This window comes from Parvularcula oceani, assembly GCF_000733125.1.
Classification (GTDB): Bacteria; Pseudomonadota; Alphaproteobacteria; order Caulobacterales; family Parvularculaceae; genus Parvularcula; species Parvularcula oceani.
Genome location: NZ_JPHU01000011.1, coordinates 44,560 through 68,891, shown reverse-complemented (window position 1 = coordinate 68,891; position 24,332 = coordinate 44,560). Strand labels below are relative to the sequence as shown.

At 67.7% G+C, this 24,332-nt stretch carries 33 protein-coding genes; 11 read left to right on the top strand and 22 right to left on the bottom strand.

Annotated elements, in window-relative coordinates:
- Positions 1 to 29: 29 nt before the first annotated feature.
- On the top strand, positions 30 to 488 hold the full coding sequence (locus tag IE88_RS0112080) for a low molecular weight protein-tyrosine-phosphatase (RefSeq protein ID WP_031554812.1): 459 nt from the start codon (positions 30 to 32) through the stop codon (positions 486 to 488).
- A complete protein-coding gene (locus IE88_RS0112075; RefSeq protein ID WP_031554810.1) occupies positions 481 to 1,371 on the top strand; it encodes an SDR family oxidoreductase in 891 nt (296 codons plus the stop codon). Before IE88_RS0112080 ends, IE88_RS0112075 begins: the two co-directional genes overlap by 8 nt.
- On the opposite strand, the gene IE88_RS0112070 is transcribed toward IE88_RS0112075, so the two are convergent.
- Positions 1,298 to 2,218, bottom strand: coding sequence for an MBL fold metallo-hydrolase (locus IE88_RS0112070; RefSeq protein WP_051882078.1), 921 nt, complete (start codon positions 2,216 to 2,218; stop codon positions 1,298 to 1,300). The two genes, IE88_RS0112075 and IE88_RS0112070, sit on opposite strands and share 74 nt — an antisense overlap.
- Positions 2,219 to 2,287: 69 nt before the next feature.
- Here IE88_RS0112070 and IE88_RS0112065 point away from each other — a divergent pair, with 69 nt between their 5' ends.
- The 5 genes from IE88_RS0112065 to IE88_RS0112045 all read left to right on the top strand — a co-directional run bounded on the left by IE88_RS0112065 (position 2,288) and on the right by IE88_RS0112045 (position 5,807).
- Positions 2,288 to 2,611 carry an ArsR/SmtB family transcription factor gene (locus IE88_RS0112065; RefSeq protein ID WP_031554806.1) on the top strand — a complete coding sequence of 108 codons (324 nt, stop codon included), beginning with the start codon at positions 2,288 to 2,290 and terminating at the stop codon, positions 2,609 to 2,611.
- Positions 2,608 to 3,138 (top strand): rhodanese family protein, encoded by a 531-nt coding sequence (locus IE88_RS0112060; protein WP_031554805.1) that lies wholly within the window; start codon positions 2,608 to 2,610, stop codon positions 3,136 to 3,138. The genes IE88_RS0112065 and IE88_RS0112060 overlap by 4 nt, the downstream gene beginning before the upstream one ends.
- Positions 3,139 to 3,143: 5 nt before the next feature.
- Positions 3,144 to 3,929, top strand: a complete 786-nt coding sequence (locus IE88_RS0112055) for a sulfite exporter TauE/SafE family protein (RefSeq protein WP_031554804.1) — start codon at positions 3,144 to 3,146, stop codon at positions 3,927 to 3,929.
- A gap of 112 nt (positions 3,930 to 4,041) precedes the next feature.
- Entirely contained in the window at positions 4,042 to 5,436 is a 1,395-nt protein-coding gene (ahcY, locus tag IE88_RS0112050; protein ID WP_031554803.1) for an adenosylhomocysteinase, read from the top strand.
- An 83-nt stretch (positions 5,437 to 5,519) separates the two neighbouring features.
- The gene (locus IE88_RS0112045; RefSeq protein WP_031554802.1) at positions 5,520 to 5,807 is read left to right on the top strand and encodes a hypothetical protein; all 288 of its coding nucleotides are present in this window, start codon (positions 5,520 to 5,522) and stop codon (positions 5,805 to 5,807) included.
- Positions 5,808 to 5,828: 21 nt separating this feature from the next.
- Here IE88_RS0112045 and recR read toward each other — a convergent pair whose 3' ends face one another.
- The gene (gene recR / locus IE88_RS0112040; RefSeq protein ID WP_031554800.1) at positions 5,829 to 6,434 is read right to left on the bottom strand and encodes a recombination mediator RecR; all 606 of its coding nucleotides are present in this window, start codon (positions 6,432 to 6,434) and stop codon (positions 5,829 to 5,831) included.
- A gap of 233 nt (positions 6,435 to 6,667) precedes the next feature.
- Between recR and IE88_RS0112035 the strand changes: the two genes are divergently transcribed.
- Positions 6,668 to 7,060: a hypothetical protein gene (locus tag IE88_RS0112035; protein ID WP_031554799.1), complete on the top strand. Its 393-nt coding sequence runs from the start codon at positions 6,668 to 6,670 to the stop codon at positions 7,058 to 7,060.
- Positions 7,061 to 7,103: 43 nt separating this feature from the next.
- Here the strand turns inward: IE88_RS0112035 and IE88_RS0112030 are convergent, their stop codons facing one another.
- The 12 genes from IE88_RS0112030 to IE88_RS0111975 all read right to left on the bottom strand — a co-directional run bounded on the left by IE88_RS0112030 (position 7,104) and on the right by IE88_RS0111975 (position 14,829).
- Positions 7,104 to 8,171 (bottom strand): EscU/YscU/HrcU family type III secretion system export apparatus switch protein, encoded by a 1,068-nt coding sequence (locus IE88_RS0112030; RefSeq protein ID WP_031554797.1) that lies wholly within the window; start codon positions 8,169 to 8,171, stop codon positions 7,104 to 7,106.
- 1 nt (position 8,172) lies between these two features.
- Entirely contained in the window at positions 8,173 to 8,919 is a 747-nt protein-coding gene (locus tag IE88_RS0112025) for a flagellar biosynthetic protein FliR (RefSeq protein ID WP_036767174.1), read from the bottom strand.
- A complete protein-coding gene (locus IE88_RS0112020) occupies positions 8,916 to 10,991 on the bottom strand; it encodes an FHIPEP family type III secretion protein (RefSeq protein ID WP_238319306.1) in 2,076 nt (691 codons plus the stop codon). Before IE88_RS0112020 ends, IE88_RS0112025 begins: the two co-directional genes overlap by 4 nt.
- Before the next feature lie 20 nt (positions 10,992 to 11,011).
- Positions 11,012 to 11,275: a flagellar biosynthetic protein FliQ gene (locus tag IE88_RS0112015; protein ID WP_031554791.1), complete on the bottom strand. Its 264-nt coding sequence runs from the start codon at positions 11,273 to 11,275 to the stop codon at positions 11,012 to 11,014.
- A gap of 3 nt (positions 11,276 to 11,278) precedes the next feature.
- On the bottom strand, positions 11,279 to 11,587 hold the full coding sequence (gene fliE / locus IE88_RS0112010; protein WP_031554789.1) for a flagellar hook-basal body complex protein FliE: 309 nt from the start codon (positions 11,585 to 11,587) through the stop codon (positions 11,279 to 11,281).
- Between the two features lies 1 nt (position 11,588).
- Positions 11,589 to 11,972, bottom strand: coding sequence for a flagellar basal body rod C-terminal domain-containing protein (locus IE88_RS0112005; RefSeq protein WP_031554787.1), 384 nt, complete (start codon positions 11,970 to 11,972; stop codon positions 11,589 to 11,591).
- On the bottom strand, positions 11,972 to 12,310 hold the full coding sequence (locus tag IE88_RS0112000) for a hypothetical protein (RefSeq protein WP_051882076.1): 339 nt from the start codon (positions 12,308 to 12,310) through the stop codon (positions 11,972 to 11,974). Before IE88_RS0112000 ends, IE88_RS0112005 begins: the two co-directional genes overlap by 1 nt.
- A 69-nt stretch (positions 12,311 to 12,379) precedes the next feature.
- Positions 12,380 to 12,793 carry a flagellar biosynthesis repressor FlbT gene (locus IE88_RS16690; RefSeq protein ID WP_036767171.1) on the bottom strand — a complete coding sequence of 138 codons (414 nt, stop codon included), beginning with the start codon at positions 12,791 to 12,793 and terminating at the stop codon, positions 12,380 to 12,382.
- Between the two features lie 2 nt (positions 12,794 to 12,795).
- On the bottom strand, positions 12,796 to 13,170 hold the full coding sequence (flaF, locus tag IE88_RS16685; RefSeq protein ID WP_051882074.1) for a flagellar biosynthesis regulator FlaF: 375 nt from the start codon (positions 13,168 to 13,170) through the stop codon (positions 12,796 to 12,798).
- Positions 13,171 to 13,241: 71 nt separating this feature from the next.
- The gene (locus IE88_RS0111985; RefSeq protein ID WP_031554779.1) at positions 13,242 to 14,060 is read right to left on the bottom strand and encodes a flagellin N-terminal helical domain-containing protein; all 819 of its coding nucleotides are present in this window, start codon (positions 14,058 to 14,060) and stop codon (positions 13,242 to 13,244) included.
- A gap of 122 nt (positions 14,061 to 14,182) precedes the next feature.
- Positions 14,183 to 14,509, bottom strand: coding sequence for a hypothetical protein (locus IE88_RS0111980; RefSeq protein ID WP_031554776.1), 327 nt, complete (start codon positions 14,507 to 14,509; stop codon positions 14,183 to 14,185).
- Positions 14,506 to 14,829, bottom strand: coding sequence for a rod-binding protein (locus IE88_RS0111975; protein WP_156032584.1), 324 nt, complete (start codon positions 14,827 to 14,829; stop codon positions 14,506 to 14,508). The genes IE88_RS0111980 and IE88_RS0111975 overlap by 4 nt, the downstream gene beginning before the upstream one ends.
- 105 nt (positions 14,830 to 14,934) lie before the next feature.
- Between IE88_RS0111975 and IE88_RS0111970 the strand changes: the two genes are divergently transcribed.
- Positions 14,935 to 16,317, top strand: coding sequence for a flagellar hook-length control protein FliK (locus IE88_RS0111970; RefSeq protein WP_031554772.1), 1,383 nt, complete (start codon positions 14,935 to 14,937; stop codon positions 16,315 to 16,317).
- A gap of 13 nt (positions 16,318 to 16,330) precedes the next feature.
- Entirely contained in the window at positions 16,331 to 16,633 is a 303-nt protein-coding gene (locus IE88_RS0111965) for a flagellar hook assembly protein FlgD (RefSeq protein ID WP_031554770.1), read from the top strand.
- Positions 16,634 to 16,734: 101 nt separating this feature from the next.
- Here IE88_RS0111965 and IE88_RS0111960 read toward each other — a convergent pair whose 3' ends face one another.
- The 6 genes from IE88_RS0111960 to motA are packed head-to-tail and all read right to left on the bottom strand — an operon-like array spanning position 16,735 to position 20,609.
- Positions 16,735 to 17,208 (bottom strand): flagellar basal body-associated FliL family protein, encoded by a 474-nt coding sequence (locus tag IE88_RS0111960; protein ID WP_031554768.1) that lies wholly within the window; start codon positions 17,206 to 17,208, stop codon positions 16,735 to 16,737.
- A complete protein-coding gene (locus IE88_RS0111955; RefSeq protein WP_036767169.1) occupies positions 17,208 to 17,882 on the bottom strand; it encodes a flagellar basal body L-ring protein FlgH in 675 nt (224 codons plus the stop codon). The genes IE88_RS0111960 and IE88_RS0111955 overlap by 1 nt, the downstream gene beginning before the upstream one ends.
- On the bottom strand, positions 17,879 to 18,250 hold the full coding sequence (gene flgA / locus IE88_RS16680; protein ID WP_036767166.1) for a flagellar basal body P-ring formation chaperone FlgA: 372 nt from the start codon (positions 18,248 to 18,250) through the stop codon (positions 17,879 to 17,881). Before flgA ends, IE88_RS0111955 begins: the two co-directional genes overlap by 4 nt.
- Positions 18,247 to 19,032, bottom strand: a complete 786-nt coding sequence (flgG, locus tag IE88_RS0111945; RefSeq protein ID WP_031554762.1) for a flagellar basal-body rod protein FlgG — start codon at positions 19,030 to 19,032, stop codon at positions 18,247 to 18,249. The genes flgA and flgG overlap by 4 nt, the downstream gene beginning before the upstream one ends.
- A 3-nt stretch (positions 19,033 to 19,035) precedes the next feature.
- On the bottom strand, positions 19,036 to 19,755 hold the full coding sequence (locus tag IE88_RS0111940) for a flagellar hook-basal body complex protein (protein WP_031554760.1): 720 nt from the start codon (positions 19,753 to 19,755) through the stop codon (positions 19,036 to 19,038).
- On the bottom strand, positions 19,752 to 20,609 hold the full coding sequence (gene motA / locus IE88_RS0111935; RefSeq protein WP_031554757.1) for a flagellar motor stator protein MotA: 858 nt from the start codon (positions 20,607 to 20,609) through the stop codon (positions 19,752 to 19,754). Before motA ends, IE88_RS0111940 begins: the two co-directional genes overlap by 4 nt.
- A 320-nt stretch (positions 20,610 to 20,929) precedes the next feature.
- On the opposite strand from motA, the gene IE88_RS18200 reads away from it, so the two are divergent.
- Positions 20,930 to 23,185, top strand: coding sequence for a methyl-accepting chemotaxis protein (locus IE88_RS18200; protein WP_156032583.1), 2,256 nt, complete (start codon positions 20,930 to 20,932; stop codon positions 23,183 to 23,185).
- Between the two features lie 300 nt (positions 23,186 to 23,485).
- Here the strand turns inward: IE88_RS18200 and IE88_RS0111925 are convergent, their stop codons facing one another.
- Both IE88_RS0111925 and IE88_RS0111920 read right to left on the bottom strand, forming a co-directional pair.
- Positions 23,486 to 23,857 (bottom strand): hypothetical protein, encoded by a 372-nt coding sequence (locus tag IE88_RS0111925; protein ID WP_031554752.1) that lies wholly within the window; start codon positions 23,855 to 23,857, stop codon positions 23,486 to 23,488.
- A 1-nt stretch (position 23,858) separates the two neighbouring features.
- On the bottom strand, positions 23,859 to 24,245 hold the full coding sequence (locus IE88_RS0111920; RefSeq protein ID WP_031554750.1) for a response regulator: 387 nt from the start codon (positions 24,243 to 24,245) through the stop codon (positions 23,859 to 23,861).
- Positions 24,246 to 24,332 lie beyond the last annotated feature (87 nt).

Below are 24,332 nucleotides of genomic sequence, written 5' to 3'. Positions count from 1 at the left end.
CGGGCACCCGCAGACCCTATAGCGTTCATATGACCCGGATTCTCTTCGTCTGCCTCGGCAATATCTGCCGCAGCCCCGCCGCCGAAGCCGTCTTCCGCGACAAGGCGCAGGCGGCCGGCCTCTCGGTCGAGATCGACAGCGCCGGAACCGGCGGCTGGCATGTCGGCAAGAAGCCCGATGCCCGCATGATCGCGGCGGCCAAGACGCGTGGCTATGACCTGCGCAAGCTGCGCGGGCGGCAGGTCGACATGGGCGATTTCTACATGTTCGACCTGATCCTGCCCATGGATGCCTCGAACATGGCGGATCTGCGCGACCTGGCCCCGCCCGACGGCAAGGCGGAGCTTCGCCCCTTCCTTTCCTTTGGCGTGGGCGGGGACGTGCCCGACCCCTATCACGGCGGACGGTCCGGCTTCGAAACGGTCCTTGACATGATCGAACATGCGGCCGACGGGCTGGTGCGGTCGTTGAAGGCGCAGCATGGCTGAGATTCTCGCTCTGGGCGCTGGCTATTCCGTCCGCCCGCTCCTGAAGGCGCTGGCGGCGGAAGGCGCGCGGGTGACCGCGACGACCCGCAGCGAGGAGAAAGCAGAGGCGCTGCGCGAAGAGGGCCTCTCGCCGCTTCTGTGGGAGGCGCCCGCGCCCCTGCCCCCGGACGTCGCGCGCAAGGCCGACGCCATCCTCATCTCGGCCCCGCCGCGCGAGGGCGCGTGCCCCGCCCTCGCCGCCCTGCCCGGCTCGGCGGTGAAGGGCGGCACCCGCCTCCTCTACCTCTCCTCCTCCGGCGTCTATGGCGATGCCGGCGGCGCATGGATCGACGAGACGGCGCAATGCTCTCCGGGCACGGAGCGCGGCCGCGCGCGCCTCGCCGCGGAAGCCGGCTGGCGGGACCTCGCGGAGGGCAGAGGCGCACGGCTTACCCTCTGCCGCCTGGCCGGGATCTACGGGCCGGGACGGAATGCGGTCGCATCCTTGCGCGGCGACACGCGCGGCAAGAGGTCGGGGCTCAGCCAGCGGGTCATCAAGCCCGGCCAGGTCTTCAACCGCATCCACCGCGACGACATCGCCTCGGGCCTGCGGGCCCTCCTCCGCGCGGAGGCGCCGCCGGGCATCGTCAATTTCTGCGACGACGAACCGAGCCCGCCCCAGGACGTGATCGCTTTCGCCGCGGAACTGCTCGGCATCGCGCCCCCGCCCGAAGTGCCCTTCGAGACGGCGGCGCTGTCGGACATGGCCCGCAGCTTCTACGCCGAGAACAAGCGGCTGCGGAATGACCGCCTCAAGGCGCTGCCGGGGTTCAGCTTGCGCTATCCGAGCTATCGCGAGGGACTCCGGGCGGCTCTGACCGCCCCGCCCCTCCCAGAGCATTGACCGGAAGCTTGAGGTAGACCCGTCCGTCCGCCTCGGCCTTGGGCAGGTCGCCGGCGCGGATATTGACCTGCAGTGACGGCAGGATCAGCCTCGGCGCCGCAAGAGAGGCGTCCCGCGCTTCGCGCAGCCGCACGAAGGCGTCCTCGCTCACGCCTCCTCCCACATGGATGTTCCGGTCCCGCTGTTCGCCGACGCTCGTCTCCCATGCGAATTCGGTCCGTCCTTCGGGCAGGTAGTCGTGCCCGACGAACATGCGGGTCGCCGGCGGCAGGGCGAGGAGCTTCTGGATGGAGCGGTAGAGCGTCCTCGCATCGCCGCCCGGGAAATCGGCCCGCGCGGTTCCGTAATCGGGCATGAACAGCGTGTCGCCGACAAAGACCGCATCGCCGATCAGATAGCTGACGCAGGCCGGCGTATGTCCCGGCGTGTGAAGAACGCGCACGGTGAGCCCGCCCAGGGAGAAGGTCTCTCCGTCCTCGAACAGATGGTCGAAAGCTTCCGGCCCGGCCTCGCGCCCATCGACGCCGAACAGAGGCGCGAAGGTCTTCTGCACCGCATCGATGCGGGCGCCGATGCCGATCCTGGCGCCCGTTCTCTGGGCGAGGATCCTGGCGGCGCTCAGGTGATCGGCATGGGCATGGGTCTCCAGGATCCAGCGCAGGGCGAGCCCCTTTTCCCGCACCGCATCGAGGATGTGATCCGCGCTTCGCGTTCCGGTCTGGGCAGCGTTCGGATCGAAATCGAGAACCGGATCGATCACGGCCGCATCGCCGGTCGCAGGGTCGCTGACGAGATAGCTGACCGTATGGGTCTCGGGCTCGAAAAAAGCTTGCACGTCGACAGGCATGAGGAGCCTCCTTTCCCGCCACAATATATTCACTCTTGCTAATTTAGCAATAGCTTATATATAGCTGTCATGGACATGATGATCGACCTGCCCCCCGAGGCCTTCGAGGCCAAAGCCGCCGAAGCGGCGATGCTGCTCAAGGCGATGGGCAATCCCAACCGCCTGATGATCCTGTGCCGCCTCGGCGGCGGGGAGCGGGCGGTCGGCGCGCTGGCGGAGGATTTCTCTCTTTCCCAATCCGCGCTGTCCCAGCACCTCGCCGTGCTTCGCGCGCAGGGTCTCGTCGCCACCCGCAAGGAAGGACAGGCGGTCTTCTACCGGATCGATGATCCGGCCGTGGCCCGGATCATCGCGACCCTCGCATCCATCTACTGCCCGGAGATGCTGTCATGAACGCCCCGACGAAGATCACTGCGCAAGACATCGCCCGACAGGCCGAAGCGGAGCGCTTCAGTCTCGTCGACATCCGCGAGCCGGACGAGTTCCGGCGCGAGCATGCCGCCGGCGCGATCTGCCTGCCGCTGAGCGCCCTCAGAAGCGGAGAGGCGGAACTGCCCGCTGGCCGCCCCGTCCTCTTCATGTGCCGTTCGGGCATGCGCACGCAGGACAATGCAGCCCTTCTCGGCGAGGCGGTACGGCAGGACGGCTTCCTGCTCGAGGGCGGGCTGCAAGCCTGGAAGGCGGCGGGCCTTCCCACCCGGGAGGACCGCAGCGCGCCGCTCGAGATCATGCGGCAGGTCCAGATCGCGGCGGGCACGCTCGTCCTGCTCGGCGTCGCGCTCGGCCTCCTCCTGCATCCCGGCTTCTACGGCATCCCGGCCTTCGTGGGAGCGGGGCTCACCGTCGCCGGGGTGACCGGCTGGTGCGGCATGGCGAGGCTGCTGGGCGCGATGCCCTGGAACCGGCCACGGGCTGTCTAAGACCCATGCCGGGCCTCGATCCGTCCGCCCTCCTCGCTGCCGTCTTCAGCGGCGTTCTCGTCGGCTGGCTGCTCGGCACGTTCGGCGGAGGCGGATCGGTCCTCGCAGCGCCCCTTCTTCTTTACGCGGTGGGGGTCGACGACACCCATCTCGCGATCGGCACCTCCGCTGCGGGCGTTGCGGCCATCGCGGCCTTCAACCTTCTCGGTCACTGGCGCGGGGGCCGGGTGAAGTGGCCCTGCGCCTGGGTCTTCGGGGCCGCCGGCTTCGCAGGCTCGCTTCTCGGCTCATCCATCGCGAAGCTGATGGACGGTGATGTCCTTCTTCTCGCCTTCGCCGGCGCGATGGCCGCCGTGGCGCTGTCCATGCTGCGCCGGGGCGGGAGTGGCGGAGATCCCGAAGCCAGGCTCGACGCGGGAAAGATGGCGCGCCTCGTGCCGGTCGGCCTCGTCGTCGGAACGGCATCGGGCTTCTTCGGAATCGGCGGCGGCTTCCTCATCGTTCCCGGCCTGATGTACGCGGCGGGACTGACCTTCTCCCATGCGGCCGCCGCCTCGCTCCTCTCGGTCATGATCTTCGGCACGGCCACCTCCGCGAACTACGCTCTGAGCGGCTATGTCGACCTCCGCCTGACGGGCGCGCTCCTCCTCGGCGGCGCCCTTGGCGGCCTTCTCGGCATCCGGACCGCGAGGCGCCTCGAGAACCGGCGCGACCTGGGGCGCCGCCTCTTCGCCGCCCTTGTCCTGGCGGTGGCGGCCGTCATCGCCTGGGATGCCGTGGGCCGGATCTGAAGGCTGCATTCTCCCGGCATGCAGCAGATCATATAAGCGCCTCTTTATATCCTCCCGCGCCGCCGCTAAGCGGGGCGCCGGAGACCCCCGACCAGAGGCAAGGAGCGACCCCATGAGCACCGACCACGTCGTCAAGAACATCGAGCTCGCCGAATATGGCGAGAAGGAAATCGAGATCGCCGAGCACGAGATGCCCGGCCTGATGGCGACGCGCGAGGAGTTCGGAAAGGACCAGCCGCTCAAGGGCGCGCGGATCGCGGGCTCGCTCCACATGACGATCCAGACCGCCGTGCTGATCCGCACGCTCGAAGCCCTGGGCGCCACCGTGCGCTGGGCGTCCTGCAATATTTTCTCGACCCAGGACCACGCCGCCGCCGCCATCGCGGCGAACGGCACGCCGGTCTTCGCCGTGAAAGGCGAGACGCTCCAGGAATACTGGGACTATGCCGACCGCCTCTGGGAATGGCCGGACGGCGAACTCGCCAACATGATCCTCGACGATGGCGGCGATGCCACGCTGCTCATCCTGCTCGGCGCGCAGGCGGCGGAAGATCCCTCGCTCATCGCGAACCCGCAGAACGAGGAGGAGGAAGCCCTCTTCGCCACGATCAAGCGTCGCAACGAGAAGGACCCGACCTTCTATAAGCGCGTGCGCGAGAGCATCCGGGGCGTGACGGAAGAGACCACCACCGGCGTTCTCCGCCTCTATCAGCGCGAGAAGAACGGCACGCTGCCCTTCCCCGCGATCAACGTGAACGATTCGGTCACCAAGTCGAAATTCGACAACAAATACGGCTGCAAGGAATCGCTCGTCGACGCGATCCGGCGCGGCACGGATACGATGATGGCCGGCAAGGTCGCGCTGGTCGCCGGTTACGGCGATGTCGGCAAGGGCTCTGCAGCCTCGCTTCGCGGTTCGGGCGCCCGCGTGATGGTGACGGAGGTCGATCCGATCTGCGCGCTGCAGGCGGCGATGGACGGCTATGAGGTCGTCACGATGGAGAACGGCGCGCCGCGCGCGGACATCGTCGTGACCGCGACCGGCAACAAGGATGTCCTGACCGCCGATCACATGCGGAACCTCAAGGACATGGCCATCGTCTGCAATATCGGCCATTTCGACAACGAGATTCAGGTCGACGCGCTCAAGAACTACAAGTGGACCAACATCAAGGATCAGGTCGACATGATCGAGCTGCCGGGCGGCAAGCGCATGATCCTCCTGTCCCAGGGCCGCCTCGTGAATCTCGGCAATGCCACGGGCCATCCGAGCTTCGTCATGTCGGCGAGCTTCACCAACCAGACGCTCGCGCAGATGGAGCTCTGGCAGCATCCCGAGAAGTACGAGAACAAGGTCTATGTCCTGCCCAAGCACCTCGACGAAAAGGTCGCGGCGCTCCACCTCGACAAGGTCGGCGCGCAGCTCAGCCAGCTGACTGACGCGCAGGCCGACTATATCGGCGTCAGCAAGACCGGCCCCTTCAAGGGCGAAGCCTACCGCTACTAGGCGCTGCCCACGCCTTCGTGACGCAACGCCTCGCCCCTGCCATCCGTTGGCGGGGGCGAGAAGCATTCATCAACGGAGGCATCATGCGCATCGTCACCCCGCTCACCGCCCTTTCCGCTCTCGCGCTCGCCGCAGGCTGCGCGAGCACCGAGAACATCGCCGAGGACGACACCGTCCAGGCGGGCGCGATCGGCGCAGCGGCCGGCGCGGTCGCGGGCGAAGTCCTCGCCGACGAGCCGCTGACGGGTGCTGCCATCGGCGGTGCAGGCGCCGCCGCGGGCGCGGAGCTGTCCGAAGACGATGACGACGACTACGACCCCTACGAGGACGAGTACGAAGACTACGATGACGATGACGGTCTGTTCGACTGATCCGTCACCCGGTCTTCCTGATCAGAATGGCCGCCGCGCCTTGAGCGCGGCGGCAAGAGTGCCTTCGTCGAGATAGTCGAGCTCGCCGCCGACCGGCACGCCGTGGCTCAGCCGCGTGATCTCGACACCCGATCCGTTCAGCCTCTCGGTGACGTAATGGGCCGTCGTCTGCCCCTCGACGGTTGCCGCGGTCGCAAGAATGATCTCCCGGACATTGGCCGCGCTCGCCCGCTGCGCCAGCGAGGCGATGTTGAGGTCGTCCGGCCCCACCCCGTCGAGCGGCGAGATGACACCGCCGAGAACGTGGTATTTGCCGCCATGCGCGCCCGCGCGCTCGAGCGCCCAGACATCGGCCACGTCCTGCACCACGCAGATCGTGCCATCCTCTCGCTCCTCGTCCGCGCAGATCGCGCAGGGATTGCGGCTGTCCCAGTTCCCGCAGACCTGGCAGGCCTGCACCTTCTCGGCGGCGTCGTGCAGCGCCGCGGCGAGAGGCTCCATCATCGCCTCGCGCCGCTTGAGAAGATGCAGGGCCGCCCGCTTCGCCGAGCGGGGGCCGAGCCCCGGCAGCTTGGCGAGGAGGGCGATGAGAACGTCGAGTTCGGGTCCTGCCGGTGTCTTCTGCATCCGCAACATCTAGGCGCTGCGCGCGTGCTTTGCGAGGCGTGAGACCGATAGTCTCTCCGCACCCTGCGATTGCCGCGAAAGAGGATTCCTCAACCCGCAGTCGGTATCACTTTATCGTGTCTCGCCGTAAACCACAGGTTGCTATCCGACGCCGGAAGAAGCGCGACGAGGCGGGATGCTCTCATCCGCGCGGGCGAAAGCGCCGGGTGGGCTGGCAGGTTGGGGGGAACGGGATGCTGCACAGTCTGGAAGTCGCGCAACTCAAACGGAGGATCGACCGCGTCCGCGCGGGCGGCGCGGAGAACGGTCTGCACGCCGATCTTCTGGATCTCTACAAGGACATCGAGGAGCGCCTCGAGACCGATCAGGGCGAGGACGAAGCGTCCGAGGCGAGACGGACCGGCCTTCTCGACATGCAGGAATTCATTCTCATGGTCGCGCGCGAGACGCCGGCCCGCACGCTCGAGCAGATCGTCTACAAGCTCGCCCTGTGGCGCTGGCATGCGCCGGATCTCGATGGAGACGAGCTCCAGCCGAGCGACGCCGTGGCCCGTTCGAGCTTCGACGATCTCGTCGGCCTGACAGGGGCCGCGGGCGCCGGCTCTCGGAGCCGCGAGAGCGGCTGAAGCGTCCAGGCCCGCCGCCTGCTCCTCTCGCCGAAGAGTCCGGTCAGCCCTTCGCCTGCCTGATCCGGTCGGCAAAGCGGATGGCCGCCGCGACGGCGGTGAAGTGCTCGCGCCGGATCGGCTCTCCGACATCGACGCTGGCATGCAGGGCGCGGGCGCAGGCGACGTCGCGATGGATCGGCACGCCCGCCTCCTTCGCCCTCTGCTTGATGGCGAGCGCGAGGTGGTCGACGCCCTTGGCGATGCAGCGCGGCACGTCCCCGCCGCTGCGATCCCATTTCAGCGCGACGGCATAGTGCTCTGGGTTGACGATGACGACGTCTGCGTTCGGAACGTCCTTCATCTGCGCCATGCCGGCGATTTCCTGCGCCTTTCTCTTCCGCGCACGCTTCTGCTCGGGGTCGCCTTCGCTTTCCTTGGCTTCGTCGAGCATTTCTTGGCGCGTCATGCGCAGCTTCTTGGCGTGCTGCGCCCGCTTGATCGGCAGGTCGATCGCGCCCGCAAGCGCGCTGAGACCGAAGGCGATGCCGAGCATGCCCGTCAGGATTACCCCGAGCTCGATCGGCAGGACGCCCGCGGCCGCCCCCGTGCGCGACAGGAGGCGCGGCAGGAGCGCGAGGCCGAACCCCGCCCCCGCGGCGCAGAAGAGCGTCAGCTTCACGAGGGACTTCGAGAATTCGATCAGGCCCGCTCCGCCGAATTTCTGGCCCGCATTGCGCAGGGGAGAGATCCTCTTGAGATCGGGCTTGAGCTTTTTCGGCGCGAAGACGATGGCCTGCTGCACGATGAGCGCGGCGAGGATCAGGCCGAGCGGAACCAGCAGCGCCGTGACGAGGGCTGAGGCGGTCGGCGCCACGAGCGGCAGGATGCCGCCGCCGGTGAACAGATAGCTGCTGGCTTCGAAGGGCCGGTTCAGGAAACCTGCGAGCGACTGCGCGGCCGTGGTGGCGAGGCCGCCGGCCGCGAAGGCCATGACGCCCAGAAGGCCCGCATAGCGCAGGGCCGTCTGGACATCGGGCGAGTTCGGAACATTGCCCTCGGCCCGGGCCTTGCGCAGGCGCTCCGGGCTGGCGTCGAACGACTTCTCGCCGCCCTCGTCGCTTTCGGCCATCCTACCAGAACCTCAGCTGCGCGGCATCGAGCGCTCCGGTCCAAGCGACCAGGATGACGCCGAGAGACGCTGCCAGGAGGAACAGGCCCGCAAGCACGTTCGCGGGCACGCCGACAAAGGTGACCATCATCTGCGGCATGGCCTGATTGATGAGCCCGAGAACGACATTGTAGATGAAGCCGATGAGGACGAAGGGCAGAGCGAGCGAGACGGCCAGGGTGAAGGCCGCCGCGCTGCGGGCCGTCGCCCATTCGGCGAGCGCGCCCGTGGCCGGAAAGTCCGCAAGAGGAAAGACCTCGTAGCTTTCCGCGACCAGGCCGACGACCACCGCGTGCAGATCGAGCGTCACGAACAGGGCCGCGCCGGCCATGGTCAGGAGAAGCGAGACCGACGGATTGCCTTCGTCGGTCAGCGCGGCGCCGAGGATCTGCGACAGCGACATGACCTGCGCGATCACCGTTCCGGCGATGGTCAGCGCATAGATCATCACCCGCAGGGAGAAGCCGAGCCCAAAGCCGATCAGGGCCTCCGACAGCATGAGCGGCAGGAGGGGGACGTCCGTGACGGGCGGCGCATCCGCGAGGGCGAAGGGCACGAGCGCGCCAAGCAGGGCGAGCACGATGCCCAGGCGGACCCGGACCGGCACGGCCCGCTCTCCGATGCCCGGCAGCAGGAACACCATGAGCGACAGGCGCAGGCCTACGGCCACGACGACCGTCACCAGCGCGGCGAGAAATTCCGGCGTCACGCGACGGCCAGCATTGCGGGGCGCGAGCCCGGCACGATCTCCTCGAAGGCGATGACCGGGTTCTTGATGCCGCGGCTGCGCAGGATGTCGCGGACGATGCGCCGCCGCCGGCCCGTGACGGCGACGGCGGCATAGGCGCCGGTCGCGGCGGCCTTGTTGAGCGCCTCCTGCACCTGATCGCCGAGCGTCTTCACGTCCTCGGCGGTGAGGCCCTGGCCTTCCTCGCCCTGCGGGAAGACCGCATCCCACTTGTCCGAAAGCTGGATGAGCGGGAGGGTTCCGTCCGCGCCGCGATAGGTCTGGACGAACTGGAAGGCGAGCGAGCGGCGGACGGCCTCGATCAGCTCGTCGAGGCTCGGATGGTGGGGCTGGTGCTCGGCGATCGCCTCTAGGATCATCGGGATGTTCCGGATGCTGATCCTCTCGGTCAGAAGGCCCCGCATCACCCATTGCAGCGTCTCGGGGCTGACCTTGTCGGGCATGAACTCGTCGAGAAGGCGCTTGTTGGCCTCTCCCCTGTCCGCATCTGTCAGGTCGACATAGGCGTCGAGGGCTTCGCGCAGCGCCCGGCGGGTCATGAGCTTGTCGAAGCTGTTCTGGACGGTTTCGAGAAGATGCGTCGTCAGCACCTCGACAGGTTCGATGACGGTCACGCCGAGTTCGCTCAGCGCGCTGCCATCGGCCTTGGCGACCCAGCGCGCCTCGGCGCCATAGACCGGTTCGCGCACGGCCTTGCCCGTGGCGAAGGCGTGCTCGCCTTCCTTGACGAGGGCCAGAACGCCGTTCGTGTCGAGCCTGTCCTCGCCCACCACCGTGCCCTGCACGCCGATCCTGTAGCCCCCGGCGCCGATCGCCCCGTCCGTCACGCGCACCGGCGGCATCACGAAGCCGTAGCGCTCGATGATGAAGTCGCGCAGCTTCTCGATGCGCTTGTCGAGCCCCTCGCCCCGGCCAGAGACGAGCGCGGAGAGGGAGGGGTCGAGCTCGATGTTGATCTCGTCGAGATCCAGCGCGTCGCCGAGCTTCGGCTTGGCCGGCGCGGCGGGCGCGCCCGCCGCCTCCTCGGGTTCCGCAGCGGCGGCCTGCTCGCGTTTATGCGTGGCGAAGGCGGCATAGCCGAGCCCGCCCGCGCCCAGGACGAAGGGCAGGAAGGGCAGGCCCGGAACGAGGGCGAACAGGCCCAGAAGGACGGCCACCGTGGCGAGCGCCGCAGGCTTGGCCAGCATCTGCGAGAGGAGCGCGGCGTCGACCGATCCCTTGCCCTGCCCCTTGGACAGAAGGAGCGCGGCGGCGACGGAGATGACGACGGCGGGGATCTGGCTGACGAGGCCGTCGCCGACGGTCAGGATCGAATAGTTCTGGAGCGCTTCGCCGAGGCTGACCTTGTGCACGATCAGTCCCATGCCGATGCCGGCGACGAGGTTCAGAAGCGTGATCAGGAGGCCCGCGACCGCGTCGCCCTTGACGAATTTCGAGACGCCGTCGAGCGAGCCGAGAAACGCCGTTTCTTCCTGTTGCAGGTCGCGCAGGCGGCGCGCCTCGTCATGGCTGATCGCGCCGGCGGCGACTTCCGCGTCGATCGCGAGCTGCTTGCCGGGCATGGCGTCGAGGGCGAAACGCGCGCCGACCTCGGCCATCCGTCCCGCGCCCTTCGTGATCACCACGAAGTTCACGATGAGCAGCACGCAGAAGACGATCAGCCCCAGCCCGAGGCTCCCGCCCATGACGAACATGGCGAAGCCCTCGATCACCCCGCCGGCCGCGTCCGTGCCGGTGTGCCCCTGGCCGATGATCAGCTTGGTCGAGGAGATATTGAGCGACAGCCGCAGGAGGAGCGAGATCAGGAGAAGGCTCGGGAAGGAGGAGAAATCGAGCGGCTTCTCGATGAAGAGCGCGATGGTGAAGGTCAGGATCGCCAGCGCGAAACTGGCGGTCAGGCCGATATCGAGAAGGAGCGGCGGCACCGGCAGGATCATCATGACGATGATCGTCATCAGGCCGAGCGTCAGGAGGACGGTCGGCTGGCGAAGGGTCGCCATGCTGATTCCGGGAAGGACGGCGGCGGTGCTCACTCACACCTCCTGAAAAAGGACTACGGCGCGATGGCCGGCAGGATGCTCTGGTCGAAAAGGCGGATGCAGAGGCCGACCATGAAGCTCGCGGTCAGGCAGAAGACGAGCAGCATGGCCGCGCCCTTGGGCACGAAGGTCAGCGTCATCTCCTGCACCGAGGTCAGCGCCTGGACGAGGCCAACGATCAGGCCGGCGATCAGCGCGGTGGCGAGAAGCGGTGTCGCCATCATCGCCGCCGTCAGCACCGCCTGGCGGGCAAGGTCGATCAGCTGGGCGTCCGTCATCGATCAGACGGGCATCCGCAGGATTTCCTGATAGGCCTCGACGACCCGGTCGCGGATCGTCACCGCCGCCTGAAGGGCGAGTTCGGCCTGCGCCATCGCCTCGACCACGGCCTGCGCGCTGCCTTCGCCGCGTGCGACGGCCGCGACAGCCGCGTCGGCGTCGTCGAAGACTTGCGCGAAGCTTTCGGCGGCCTTTCCGGCCTTGGAAGCCTCCTGGGCCGAAGGAGCGGAGGCAGGCGCCGGCGCCTGGGCCAGGCGGCCGGCCTGGGCATAGCCGTTGGCCGCGCCGAGTGCGGAGAGATCAAGTGCCATATCAGCGCCTCAGAAGGTTGACGAGATTGGAATAGGTTTCGCGAGCCTGGCGGAACGCCTCGAGATTGGCTTCGAAGCTGCGCTTGGCCTGGCGGGCGTCGGCGGTCTCGACGATCATGTCGACATTGCTCATGTCGACATAGCCGTCGGCGTCGGCGAGCGGGTGAGCGGGGTCGAGCACGCGGCGCAGCGCGGTCCGGTCGAGCGTCACGTCCTTCACCGCGACGGCCTTGTCCTCGACGCCCGCCGCGAAGCTGACGAGCTTGCGCCGATAGCCCGGCGTGTCGGCGTTCGACAGGTTCTCGTGGACGGTCCGCAAGCGGAGGCTCTGAGCGGACATGCCGTCGGAGGCTGCGCGCATCGCCGCGAAGATCGGATCGGCCATCAGCGGATCCTTCCGAGAGCGGCTTTGTAGAGGCCGAGCGTCTTGTCCCAGATGGCGAGGCCGAGATCGTGCTGGCCGCGCGCATCGGCGAGCGCGAGAACCTGCGCCTCGACCGAGACCGTGTTGCCGTTGGGATCGGCGGCAGCCGTCCTGTCGACGCCGACCCGCGGCGCCTCGCGCCCTGCGGCATAGGCCGCTGCGAAGGCTTCCACGCTCCGCGCCTTGAATCCCGGCGTGTCCGCCTGAGCGATGTTATGGGCCGCCACGCGCTGCGCCTCGGCGGCGTGCGACGCCAGCGCCTGCGCGATGTCGAGCATCGCATTGTTCGAACCGATCATGACCGCGCGCCCCCTCAAGGTTAACGACACGGTCACAATGCTTATGACGGGTTGAAGATTTGGTTAACGCTATCCTGTAGCGCTGTATTTCTCATCGCCGGACGAGAGCATCTCGTCCTCTACCGCGAAAAGCGGCCGCAGCGTCATCAGAACGCTGTGATAGCGGCCCGTTTCGGCCGCGGCTTTCGCTTCTTGGAACTTGGGTGCGAGAGGCGTGGTCTCGAAAATCCGGGCGAGGGCCTCGATCTGATCCCTGACGGCGTCGCGATCGACGGGCTCGCCCGCGAGGATGAGCTGCGCTGCGTAATAGGCGCGGCGGATCGGCGTGGTCACCTCGTCCGGGTGAAGAGCATCCGAAAGGCGGAGCACTGGCACGGAATCATCGACGATCGTGATCGCCGAGCGGCGCGGGCCGTTCTGGACCAGGCAGCCGCCGACGAGGAAGCGCTCGTTCGGGCGGAGCGTGAGAGTAAGGCCCGCCAAGGTCAGGCCGCCTCTTGCGCCGCGGCCTCAAGGCCCTTGGCGACGGCGCGGTTGATGTTGATCAGCACCTGGCGGTCACCCTGCCCGGAGAGGACCTTCCGGCCGTGCTTCTCGGCGAAGACGGCGAGGCTGAGAAGCTGGCCGCGCAGATCGTCGGGCAGTCCGTTCGCGGAGGAGGCGAGATCGGTCGCCATGGCCGACCAGATCTTGGTGTTCCGGCGGACGGCCTCGGCCAGCGCCTTGTAGCCTTCCAGCGTGTCCGGATCCGCCGCGGCCAGATCGCTGGCGGCCCTCGTGAGGACGGAGCGTTCGATAGCGCGGGGAGAGGAGGTCTGGCGACGCATATGCGCGTAGCCCTGTTCGGCCGAAGAATACATGGAACTCGCTCGGTGTGGGGGGCGAGGAGCGGCCCGGGGGCCGCTCCTCTAGAAGACTTCGCGTCCGGCGATTAGCGGAACAGCGAGAGCACCGACTGCGGCGCCGCATTGGCGATGGAGAGCGACTGGATACCCAGCTGCTGCTGCACCTGCAGGGCCTTCAGGTCGGCCGAGGCTTCTTCCATGTTGGTGTCGACCAGCGCGCCGACGCCGATTTCCATATTGTCGACCAGCGAGCCGATGAAGTCCGACTGGATGTCGATGCGGTTCTGCGTCGAGCCGAAGGCCGCCGCCGCGTCGATAGCCGAAACGAGGTTCGTCTCGATCGTGGCGAGCGTGGTCTGCGCCGTCGCCTGGTCGGAGACGTCATAGGTCGCCGAACCGAGCGCGCTCAGGTCCTGAGCGGTGATGGTGATCGAGCCGGGCGTCACGGTCGCGCCCGAACGGTTCAGCGAGGACAGAATCGTGACGTCGGCGGCGCCCGAGGCGATCAGGTTCACGCCGTTGAACTGCGCGCTGGCCGTGATGTCGTTGATCTGCGTGACGAGGTTGCCGATCTCCGTGCTCAGCTTGGTGCGGTCCGCGCCTTCGCCGGCGGCCGTCGTGGCCAGAGATTTGATCTCCTTCATCATGTCGACGATGCTTTCGGCCGCAGAGCGGGCGACGCCCACGGTGGCCGAACCCAGCGACAGGCTCTCGGAGACGGTTTCGAACGCCATGATGTCGGAGTTCATCGTCTCGGCGATCGACCAGATCGCGGCATTGTCCTTGGCGGTGTTGATCCGCTTGCCGGTGGAGATCTCATTGGAGACGCGCGACAGGTCGCTGTTGACGTCTTGGAGGGTGGAAAGCGCGATGAGCGCGCCTTGGTTCACGTTGATGCTCGTCATCGGAAGTATCCCTTACTTCTTTCAGCGAGTCCGTGCGTCCTGACGGAACCGGGTGCTGCCCGGCGCAACCAATCCTCGGTCGCCCCAAAACAGCGTCTAGAGCGAACTGCCCTAACAGGCCTTTAATAGCGGCGTCCGCTGAGCGTTTTTCTATCGCTTGAAGACAGGCGGTTTCCCTCATCAGTATATCCAATAACGGATTGAGAGTTTTCCACAGCTTGAAGGCGCGACTTCGCTCTCTTGCAGGCCGTCAGCGCGACCGAGAAGAGTCTTTCGTTTTCCAGCGCGAGTGTCCGCAGCATCGCGAGCTCGTCTTGCGTCGCCCGCCGGCCCATCGCCCGGGCGGCCTGCTCCTTTTCGGCCTGCACGGCCTCGAGGGCATCGAACTCCCCGCGCTGCAGAAGCGCCGCCTCGCGGCGCAGGGCGTCGATCAGGGCCCGCGCGCTCACAGCCGGCGGCTCCTATTGGCCGAAACCGGCTCGCCGGCGAGCTGCTCGTAGAACCTGTCGGCGAGGCCGAGGCCGCCGGCCGCCGCCATGTCCTCGGCGATCGCATCGAGCAGGAAGCCGGAAAAGGCGTCGCCCGCCGAAGCGCTTCCGCCCTCGCCGCCCGTTCCGAACGCCTCCGCCAGCCCCGCCTGATCGAGCATTTCGCGCAGGAAGGCGGCCTCGAGCTTCTCCGCCGTCTCCCGCAGGACCGCGTCCTCGGCAGGGGCGGCGTCGGCCGTGGGCGCGACGGAGCCGGTCATGTTCGTCAGAGGCGTCAGCATAGGCTTACTCCTGATTTGCAAAGCCAGCGTTATCCGGGCGCATGTAAAGGGTTGGTAAACCCTATTTCTGCACAGTCCTTCTGTTCGTATTGCATCCGGCACCAGATGATCCCGCTTCCTCTCGCCTCCCAGACGCGCACGGCCGATCCGGTCCAGACCAGGGGAGAGGTGCAGCCGGAGCGCCAGGCGCCTCCTTCGGACAAAGGCGGGGCGGGAGCTTCCCTCCGCACGGGAACCGATGCGGCGGAATTCCTGCTCGCGGTCGAGACGCGGAAGACAGAGGGCGCGTTGCCCGAGAGCGGCGAGGCGCCCTCCCCCCATGTCACGGTGGAGACGCTGTCGCCGCAGGACGGTCCCGTGCTGCGCCTCACCCTCGGCGAGCAGCCGCGCGACGGCCTCCTGCCGGTGCCGACGGCGCAGCCCGCGCCCGCCCATTCCGCCGCCGGCTCGGCAGACCCGGCCGCTTCCGAGGGCGGATTAAAGGACATCATGGCGCCTTCCCGGGGCGCGGCCCGCGCGCCGCTCGCAGCGGGCGAACGCTTCGCGGCACCGGCGGCGCAAGCGCCTGCCGCAGGCTCGGACCCGACCGGCGAAGGCCGGCTCGGCGCAGAGGCAGCCCCAGCGAAACCTGAAGCCGCGGCTTCCGGCCACCCCCGAGCTGCCGCATCCACGCGGATGCAGGCGGCCGGCGAGGCGGCCGCGCCGGCGCCTTCGGCCCCCGCTCGGACGGCATCGGCTGAGGGCGCGGCGACACCGTCCCCCTCGCTCCCGGCCGGGATATCGGGGGAAAGGCCTTCCCCCGCAGCGCCCGGCGCAGTCCGAGCCGATCCCGCTCCTGCCGCAGCGGCAGCCCCGCTGCCCGGCGCCGACAGGACCGACGCCCATCCCCGGATGGCCGAGCTGACGGCGGTGCAGGCCGAGAAGACCCCGATGATCCGGGCCGCCGACAGGCCCGCGGCGGCGCGGACCGAGATCGCCGCTTCGTCGGGGCAGCCTCTGACAGGCGGTCCGGCGCCAAGTGCCGCGCCGAGCCAGGCTCCCACGCAGGCTCCCGGTCCCGCGGTCCAGCTCGCACCGCCCGCCCCCGGCGAAGCGGCCCGGCAGGTGGCCGATGCCATCGCGATGCGCAGCGGCGAGCGGACGATGACGCTCCGCCTCGACCCGCCCGATCTTGGCGTGGTCCGGGTCGAATTCTCGTTCGAGCGCCACGGCGTCACCGCCCTTCTATCGGCGGAGAACGCCGATACGGGCTCGCTCCTCAAGCGGCATACGGAATGGCTGCAAAAAGAACTCGCGAACAGCTTCGGGGAGGCATCGGTCTCCTTCGGAAGCGATGACGCCAAGGCGCAGAAGGGCGCAGCCGAAGAGCGCTGGCGCACGCTCGTCCTCGACAGGGCGGCGGAGGCGGCCGGCCCGGCGCGCCTTCCGGCCGCTTCGCAATCCACAAGCCCTCTCGGCCTGACGGGCCGTATCGATATTCGTCTGTGACAGGAGAACGCCCGTGATCACTTCCGCCATCGGCGCAGGAGCGCAGCAGGCCGAGGAGCAGGCCGCAGCGGCCTCCAAGGCCACCATGCCGACGCCGACCGGCGCGGATTTCGAGGCCTTCCTGAAGCTCCTCACGGCGCAGGTGGAGCACCAGGATCCGCTGGCCCCGCTCGATTCGACGCAATTCGTCGAGCAGCTCGCCACCTTCTCGTCCGTCGAGCAGCAGGTGCAGAGCAACGCCCATCTCGAAGCGATCGCCAAGATGCTGGAAGCAGCCCTTGGCGAGCAGCTCGGCGGCGAAGACGGCGCCGCCTGAATGCGCCCGTCCTGGCGCCCGATGTCCTAGCGCCCGGCGCGGCGCCTCGCTCGAGATTCAGGGGTTTCCCGAAGCCGGCTTTCCCGCAGGGGGCCGGCCTTTCAGCGTTCCTGGCGGGCGTAGTCGGTGATGAGGACTCCCTGGAGGCCTTCTCCGACATATTCGCCCGCCGCCGCCTCGATCCGGTTGCGGATCTCCTCGTAGACGGCGGGATCCGTGATATCGCCGGTCAGCATTCCTTCGTGGGACAGGCCGATCAGCGCCTTCATGATCCCGTCGCGCAGCTTGGGTTCCTTCTTGCGCGCATTCTCGACCGTCGCGGCGTCCATTTCGAGCGACAGATCGAGCATGACGAGCGCGCTGACATTGCGCTCCACCACCACCGGAACGATGAAGGCGCGCTGGAAGCCCATATAGGCGACCGCCTCCTTCTTCCCCTCATGCTTGCTGACGGGCGTCTTGGCGCCTTCTTCGGCGGCGTGAACGTCCTCGGCAGGCGCGTCGAGCATCAGCGCGCCGGCGCCGCCGGCGCCCACGGCCACCAGCACGACGAGGAAAGGCATCAGCTTCTTCATCAGAACGGCACCAGGATATCGAGGAGGCGCGAGCCGAAGCGGGGCGAGGTCGAACGGGCGACCTGTCCGTAGCCGGAATAGACGATGTCGGCGGCGGCGATCTTCTCGTGGGTGATCGTGTTGTTGCGGTCGATGTCCTGGGGTCGGACGATCCCCATGATCTTGAGGGCGCGGGTTTCGTGGTTCACGCGGATGCGCTGGGTGCCCTCGATGACGAGATGCCCGTTGGCCAGCTTGTCGGTGACGACCGCGGCGAGTTCGAGGGTGACGCTTTCGCGCCGCGTGATCCGGCCGCTGCCGTTCTGCGCCCGGCTCCGCGTCAGATCCGCGCCGGGGTCGAGGCTGGCGCCGTCCGGCAGGACGGAACCGGCGAGCTGCGGCAGGCCGAACAGGGCGCTGGTTCCGAAATTCTCCTCGTTCGACCGTTCGGCCTCGAGGCTGTTCTCCATCTCCGCCTCGTCGTCGACCGAGACGATGACGGTGAGGATGTCTCCGATGTCGCGGGCGCGCCGATTGCCGAACAGGGATTGCGGCTCCTGATTCCACAAGGATGCGCTGCCGGCATGGCTTGCCGGCGTGGCGACGGGATAGCCCCTCGCCTCGTCCTGGACCGGGCCCTCCTTGGTGCTGGCGCAGGCGCCCAGCAGGGCGAGGACAAGGTAGCGCGCTTTCACAGCGAAACCTCCACCACGCCGGGCGCGACCACGATGCCCGTCACCACGCGCCGGCTTTCCGTGTTCATCACGGTGACCTCGTCGCCCTGCGCGCCCGCGCCGAGCGCCCTGCCCTCTGCCTCGAGGCGCATGGCGCCCTTGATCGCGATCAGCGTCACCCTGGCATTGCGGCCGACGAGGTCGCGCGGCTTGGTGTCGGCCAGCGAGAGTTCGCGGCCGGCGAAGACGGTTCGGCGCAGCTGCCGGCCGACCAGGGCGCAGGGCTCCGCGCAGCCGCTGACATGGACGGGCTCGATCACGGTTCCCGCCGGCAGGCGCGCCTCCGCGATCGCGCCCGTCAGGATCAGCGCGGCAGCAAGGCCGATCATCGGATCCTCGTCGCCGCCGCGTACATCTCGTCGGCGGCCGTTAGGACCTTGGAGTTGAGCTCGTAACCCCGCTGCGCCTCGATGAGGTCGGCGATCTCGGAGACGACATCCACGCCCGATTCCTCGAGATAGCCCTGGCGGATCAGGCCGTGCCCGTCGATGCCGGGCGGCGCGACGGTCGCGTCGCCCGAGGCTTCGGTGATCCTGTAGAGATTGCCGCCCATGGCCTCGAGGCCGCGCTCGTTGACGAAGGACGACAGGGTCAAGACGCCGATCGACTGGCTCGCCGAGCCGTCGGCGAAATCCGCGTAGACCTCTCCGTCCGGGCTGATCGTGATCCGGCGGGCATCGGCGGGAATGGTGATGCCGTCGGCGAGCGGGAAGCCGGCCGGGGTGACGACCTCGCCCTCCGGATTGATTTCGAGCTTGCCGTCGCGGGTATAGGCCGGTTCGCCCGAAGGCAGCGTCACCTCGAGAAAGCCGCGCCCCTCGATGGCGAGGTCGAGGTCGCCGCCGGTCTCGCGAAGCGCGCCCTGCCCGATCTCCATCGCGATCGCCGCCGTGCGCACGCCGAGGCCGAGCTGCACGCCCGAGGGCACGACCGTTCCGTCAGCCGAGGCGATGGCGCCGGGGGTGACTTCCTGGCGGTATATGAGATCGGCGAAGACCGCCGAGCGCGGCGCATAGGCCGTGGTCGACATGTTGGAGATGTTGTTGGCGATGACGTCGACGCGCGTCTGCTGCGCGTCCATGCCGGTGGCGGCCGTGCGAAGTGCGTCCATGCCTTATGCTCCCTGCCGGATCGCGGCGATCAGCGCGCTGAGGCGCTCATGTTCCTGTTCGGTCAGCGTCTGGCCCGCGTCGAAATTGCGCTGCGCCGCGATCAGCGCGGCGAATTCCGAAACGGGAGAGACGTTGGACTGCTCTGCGAAACCCTGGAGGACGTTGGGTTCCTCCACCGGGCGGTCGCCGCCGGGGGCGGTCCAGTAATTGTTGCCGGCCCGCTCGGGCTGACCGACCGGCTCGAAGACACCGATATCGCCGTAAGGCTCGCCGTCGATGCTGAGCGTGCCGTCCCGGCCCACGGCGATGACGGTCGCGTCCTGCGGGATCTCGATGGGCGCGCCGCCCCCGTCGAGGACGGGTGCGCCGTTCGGATCGACGATCTGCCCGTCGAGGTCGAGCATGAAGCGCCCTGCCCGGGTCAGGCGGTCGCCATCGGGCGTCGCCACCTTGAAGAAGCCGGTCCCGTCGATCGCGTAATCGAAGTCGCCACCCGTCTTGCGGAGGGACCCGGAAGAAAAATCCGTGGTCTGCGCCGACAGGCGCCCCATGGAGAGGGAATGAGAGTCCGGGCCGGTGCGGCGGATATATTCCGAGAACACCGTGCCTTCGGACTTGTAGCCGGGGGTGGAGGCATTCGCGATATTGTTCGCGATGGTCGAGACGGTCTGGAGAAGGCCCGTCTGGCGCGACAGCGTCGCGATGCTGGCATCGTCGCTCATGCCGCCTCCCGTATCGCGTTTTCGAGTTCGTCGAAGCTCGGGCGCATCGCGCTCGGCACGTGGCGGCGGCCGACCTCGACGCAGATGTTCGGCGCGTGCTTCTGGAGACTGGAGACGAGGACCTGCCGGAACAGCTCGTAGAAGACGTGCTCCTCCTCGCGCACCGCCTTCACCCTGGCGGCGAGCGGGCCGAAGACGCCGTAAGCGAGGAAGACGCCGAGGAAGGTGCCGACCAGCGCGCCGCCGATCATGGCGCCTAGGACCTCGGGCGGCTTATCGATCGAGGCCATGGTCTTGATGACGCCGAGAACGGCCGCGACGATGCCGAGCGCAGGCAGCGCATCGGACAGCGCTTCGAGAGCGTGCGCGCCGTGGAGGCGCTCTTCCTTCATCTGGTCGAGCTGCTTTTCCAGCATCTCCTCGACCTGATGGGGATCGTCGAAATTCATCATCATGCTGCGGATCGTGTCGCAGAGGATGTCGACGGCGGCCTTGTCGGCCTGGACCCGGGGATATTTCGAGAAGAGATCCGACTCCGCCGGGTTCTCGATGTGGCGCTCCATGTCGACAGGGCTCTCGCGCTGCAGCGCGATGATCTCGTGCATCAGGCACAGCGCGTCGCGATAGTCCTGCTTCTTCCATTTCGGCCCCTTCACGGCCGCCATGACGTCTCCGCCCGTCTGCTTGATCCGGTGAAAATCGTTCGCGGCGAGGAAGGCGCCGAGCGCGGCGCCGCCGATCATCATCATCTCATAGGGCAGCGAGTGCAGGATGATAGACATCTTGCCACCGGCGATGGTGTATCCGCCGAAGACCATAGCGACGGTGACGAGGAGTCCGAGGATCGAGAGCATGTCTCGTGCTTATCGATCGTTGGTATACAACTCGTTAAATGCTCGCCTCACGATGCATAGGGGCTCCGCCCACTCAGGAGGCCTCCAGCACAGGTACAGGACGGTCCTTCGCCGAGAAGAAGACGGCGATGGCGGAAGAGCATGTACCGATAGTCGCGCTGCACCAGCCATCGTCAGACGAGAAAAGTTCAGCGAGCCTTAACTTATCTGCAAGGCAAACCGTGCTGTTCGAATTTTATCGTTTGAGGCAGCCGTCAGCACCCTCGGGTCTGTCCGGCTGAATGGGAGCGTACATCAGTACGCGCGAGGAGACCGAAACAATGCCCCAGCCCGATACCGACAGGAACCGTCAGCATCGCGATCACGCTTCTGTTACTAGCAGCGAGTTTAAACCAGGTCAAGATCGGCCCGACAACTTTTTGGGGAATGCGCGATCCAATTTCGCAGGTCCGAGCCGTTTCGGGCCGAGCCTCGCAGCGGCGGCGCCGCTGGCCGGTGGCGCGGCGGCGGCGCTAGCTCTCGCCGCGGCGCAGGGCGTAGGGGGCGACCTTCTGGCCCTGCAGGGCGCGCTCCTCGGCGGCGGCGTCGCCGCCGCGGCGATCCTGGCGCCGGGCGCAGCCCGCGCGCGCTTCGGCAAGGCGACCCGGCAGCTGCATGAGCTTGCCGGCGCATCGGCGCAGGCCGGCGGGTCCGCGCGGCGCGCAGATCCCGAGAGCGACATCGAAGCCGCGGCGCGCGCGCTCGGCGAGCTGCGGGCCATGGCGCAGTCCGCGGGCGCGAAGAGCGCGGCCTTCGACGGCTCTCCCGCTCCGATGATGTTGCTCGACCGGGACCTGAACGTGACGCAGGCGAACGCGGCGATGCGGCGTCTCGTGGAGGACAGGATCGAGGCCTTCGAGAAGAAATGGCCCGGCATGGATGCCGAACGCCTCCACGGCACCAGCATCGAGATGTTCTTCGACAATCCCGCTCAGGAACGCCAGGTCCTCACCGACCCCCACCGCCTTCCGCACAGGACGCAAATCAGCGTTGGAGAGTTGAAATTCGCTTTTGATTTCAACGCCCTCCGCGATGACCAGGGTCAACATACCGGCAATGTCCTCGAATGGGTGGACGTCACCGAGGCCCAGCGGAACGAGGCGGTCATGAACGCGATCCGCTCCGAGAAGGCCGTGATCGAGTTCAAGCCGGACGGCACGATCCAGACGGCGAACGAGAACTTCCAGCAGGCCATGGGCTATACGCTCGACGAGATCGTCGGCCAGCACCACTCGATGTTCGTCAGCGAAGAATTCCGCCGCAGCGCGGAGTACCAAGCCTTCTGGGAGCAGCTGCGCAGAGGCGAATTCTTCCACGGCAAGTTCGACCGCTTCACCAAGAGCGGCGAGGAAGTCTGGCTCGAGGCGACCTACAGCCCGATCACGGATGCCAGCGGCAAGGTCTTCAAGGTGGTCAAGATCGCCACCGACATCACCGCCAGCGAACGCGAGCTGAAGAGCAGCCGCGCCCTGCGCAACAAGCACGAGGCCGAGCAGCGCCATGTCGTCGACGCCCTCTCCGTCGGCCTGAAATGGCTCTCCGCCGGAGAGCTCGACAAGCAGATCGAGGAACAGTTCGCCGACGACTACGTCCAGCTGCGCACGGACTTCAATCAAGCCGTCGACACGCTGAACACGTCGATCGGCAAGGTGGTCGCGAACACGTCCAGCGTGCGCAGCGGCGCGACCGAGATCAGCCAGGCCGCGGACGAACTCGCCCGCCGCACGGAAACGCAGGCCGCCACGCTCGAACAGACGGCCGGCTCGCTCCAGCAGCTGACCGCCAGCGTCGCGGCGGCGGCGGAGAACGCGACCAAGGTGCGCGACGAGGTGATGGCCGCGCGCCAGAACGCCGAGGCGAGCGGTCAGGTCGTGAGCCAGGCGGTCGGCGCGATGAGCGAGATCGAGAAGTCGTCAGACCAGATCTCGCAGATCATCAGCGTGATCGACGACATCGCCTTCCAGACGAACCTCCTGGCGCTGAATGCGGGCGTCGAGGCGGCGCGCGCGGGCGATGCCGGCAAGGGCTTCGCCGTCGTCGCCTCCGAGGTCCGGGCTCTGGCCCAGCGCTCTTCAGAAGCGGCGAAGGAGATCAAGGGCCTGATCGGCACGAGTTCCGAACACGTCAAGCGCGGCGTGGACCTTGTGGGCCGCACGGGCGAAACCCTCAAGGAGATGGTCGTCTCGGTCAACACGGTCAGTGAGCTGATCACGAGCATGGCGGAGGCCGCCAAGGAGCAGTCCGCGGAGCTGTCCAACATCAACGAAGCGACGAATTCGCTCGATCAGGTGACCCAGCAGAACGCGGCCATGGTCGAAGAATCGACGGCCGCGAGCCACGCGCTGACCAAGGACGCCGAAGAACTCGCTCAGGTCGTCAGCGTCTTCACGACGACGCACCCCTCCGCCGCGGTCGCAGCGTCAAGAGACGCCGCGCCGAAGCCCGCCGTGAAGGCGCAGCAGGCCCGCGTCGCCGCCTTTGCGGGGAATGCCGCGCTGGACGTCTCCGGTGAGGAGGCCGGCTGGGAGGACTTCTGAAAGACCGGGGCTTCGGCCCCTCCTCCAGAAGCGTGAAAATGAAGCGCCCGCCCAGGGTTTCCCGGGCGGGCGCTTTGCCGTTTAGCGCAGCCGGCAGAGCGCAGGGAGACGCTCGAGGATGAACGCGCCGGACCTGTCCGGGCCTCATGCGCGGCCAAGAGTTGCGCGGTGACGGGTCCGGCGAGGCCTCGACGGCCGGAAGGTCATGCCGCGAGTCTTTGCGAGGACAGGCATGCCAGGTGCCGCCCGCGCGCCATCGGCCTTCTGCCGCCGCGCCGGGCGGAGCGGCGGCATCGCCTCCTAGAAGAGGTCGATGTCGCCTGTCTTGTCGGGGGCGGAAGCGGCCGGCGCCGCGGCCCGGCCGGACAGGCGCGCGGCGAGATCGCTGGGGACGATGGCCGCGGCGGCACGCACGCCATCGGCTTTCCAGCCGCCGCTCGTCTCGCGGCCGAGCGCCGCGAGGAATTGCCGGACGCCCGTGACGCGCTGGGTGACGTGATCGATCTCTTGCAGCTGCGCGGAGCCGGGATGGGCCGCGAGCGCGGGAGCGAGTTCGGCGAGGTAGTCCTGCAGGCGCATGCAGGCGGTTTCCACGGAGGCGAGCTCCGCTTCCACCCGCTGCAGCGCGAGCAGGCCCGACTCTTCGCCGGCGGCGTCGGTGCGCGCCGCCATGTCAGAGCTTTCCGACCACGGCCTCGATGCAGGTCTTGAGCGAGGCGGCGGTGAAGGGTTTCTGCAGATAGTTGTTCATGCCCAGCCGCCGGCCTTCATTGATGACGGCCGGATCGGCGCTGCCGGTGACCAGGATGAAGCCGATCCTCTGCGTCGCCTCGCGCTGGCGAAGGCCGCCGAGGAGCTGAAGGCCGTTCATCTTCGGCATCTCGTAATCGGAGATCACCAGATGCACGGGCTTCGCGGAAAGCGCCTTCAGCGCTTCCTCGCCGTCCTTGACCCAGTTGTGGTTCTTGATGCCGATGCTGTCGAGCGCCTGGGTCAGAAGCCCACGGCTGACGGACATGTCGTCCACGACCATGACGGTGAGAGTGTCCTTGAGGGCCACGGATCTTCCTCTTTCATGAGCAGGGCGGACCGGGATGCCGGTCCAATCGGAGGAGGGCGGCGCAGCGCCGCCCGGGGGGAATAAGGA

Excerpts from the sequence above, each read along its gene's own strand:
- recR (WP_031554800.1), bottom strand. The coding sequence starts at position 6,434 with ATGCAGAAGACACCGGCAGGACCCGAACTCGACGTTCTCATCGCCCTC.
- flgA (WP_036767166.1), bottom strand. The coding sequence starts at position 18,250 with ATGATCGGCCTTGCTGCCGCGCTGATCCTGACGGGCGCGATCGCGGAG.
- IE88_RS0111940 (WP_031554760.1), bottom strand. The coding sequence starts at position 19,755 with ATGAGCGACGATGCCAGCATCGCGACGCTGTCGCGCCAGACGGGCCTT.
- IE88_RS0112060 (WP_031554805.1), top strand. The coding sequence starts at position 2,608 with ATGAACGCCCCGACGAAGATCACTGCGCAAGACATCGCCCGACAGGCC.
- IE88_RS0112015 (WP_031554791.1), bottom strand. The coding sequence starts at position 11,275 with ATGACGGACGCCCAGCTGATCGACCTTGCCCGCCAGGCGGTGCTGACG.
- IE88_RS0111985 (WP_031554779.1), bottom strand. The coding sequence starts at position 14,060 with ATGACGAGCATCAACGTGAACCAAGGCGCGCTCATCGCGCTTTCCACC.
- motA (WP_031554757.1), bottom strand. The coding sequence starts at position 20,609 with ATGCTCTCGATCCTCGGACTCCTCGTCACCGTCGCTATGGTCTTCGGC.
- IE88_RS0112080 (WP_031554812.1), top strand. The coding sequence starts at position 30 with ATGACCCGGATTCTCTTCGTCTGCCTCGGCAATATCTGCCGCAGCCCC.
- IE88_RS0112070 (WP_051882078.1), bottom strand. The coding sequence starts at position 2,218 with ATGCCTGTCGACGTGCAAGCTTTTTTCGAGCCCGAGACCCATACGGTC.
- IE88_RS0112000 (WP_051882076.1), bottom strand. The coding sequence starts at position 12,310 with ATGATCGGTTCGAACAATGCGATGCTCGACATCGCGCAGGCGCTGGCG.
- flaF (WP_051882074.1), bottom strand. The coding sequence starts at position 13,170 with ATGTATTCTTCGGCCGAACAGGGCTACGCGCATATGCGTCGCCAGACC.
- IE88_RS0112055 (WP_031554804.1), top strand. The coding sequence starts at position 3,144 with ATGCCGGGCCTCGATCCGTCCGCCCTCCTCGCTGCCGTCTTCAGCGGC.
- IE88_RS0111970 (WP_031554772.1), top strand. The coding sequence starts at position 14,935 with ATGATCCCGCTTCCTCTCGCCTCCCAGACGCGCACGGCCGATCCGGTC.
- IE88_RS0112035 (WP_031554799.1), top strand. The coding sequence starts at position 6,668 with ATGCTGCACAGTCTGGAAGTCGCGCAACTCAAACGGAGGATCGACCGC.
- IE88_RS0111925 (WP_031554752.1), bottom strand. The coding sequence starts at position 23,857 with ATGGCGGCGCGCACCGACGCCGCCGGCGAAGAGTCGGGCCTGCTCGCG.
- IE88_RS0112065 (WP_031554806.1), top strand. The coding sequence starts at position 2,288 with ATGGACATGATGATCGACCTGCCCCCCGAGGCCTTCGAGGCCAAAGCC.
- IE88_RS0112075 (WP_031554810.1), top strand. The coding sequence starts at position 481 with ATGGCTGAGATTCTCGCTCTGGGCGCTGGCTATTCCGTCCGCCCGCTC.
- ahcY (WP_031554803.1), top strand. The coding sequence starts at position 4,042 with ATGAGCACCGACCACGTCGTCAAGAACATCGAGCTCGCCGAATATGGC.
- IE88_RS0111960 (WP_031554768.1), bottom strand. The coding sequence starts at position 17,208 with ATGAAGAAGCTGATGCCTTTCCTCGTCGTGCTGGTGGCCGTGGGCGCC.
- IE88_RS18200 (WP_156032583.1), top strand. The coding sequence starts at position 20,930 with ATGCCCCAGCCCGATACCGACAGGAACCGTCAGCATCGCGATCACGCT.
- IE88_RS0112030 (WP_031554797.1), bottom strand. The coding sequence starts at position 8,171 with ATGGCCGAAAGCGACGAGGGCGGCGAGAAGTCGTTCGACGCCAGCCCG.
- fliE (WP_031554789.1), bottom strand. The coding sequence starts at position 11,587 with ATGGCACTTGATCTCTCCGCACTCGGCGCGGCCAACGGCTATGCCCAG.
- IE88_RS0112005 (WP_031554787.1), bottom strand. The coding sequence starts at position 11,972 with ATGGCCGATCCGATCTTCGCGGCGATGCGCGCAGCCTCCGACGGCATG.
- flgG (WP_031554762.1), bottom strand. The coding sequence starts at position 19,032 with ATGGACGCACTTCGCACGGCCGCCACCGGCATGGACGCGCAGCAGACG.
- IE88_RS0111975 (WP_156032584.1), bottom strand. The coding sequence starts at position 14,829 with ATGCTGACGCCTCTGACGAACATGACCGGCTCCGTCGCGCCCACGGCC.
- IE88_RS0112045 (WP_031554802.1), top strand. The coding sequence starts at position 5,520 with ATGCGCATCGTCACCCCGCTCACCGCCCTTTCCGCTCTCGCGCTCGCC.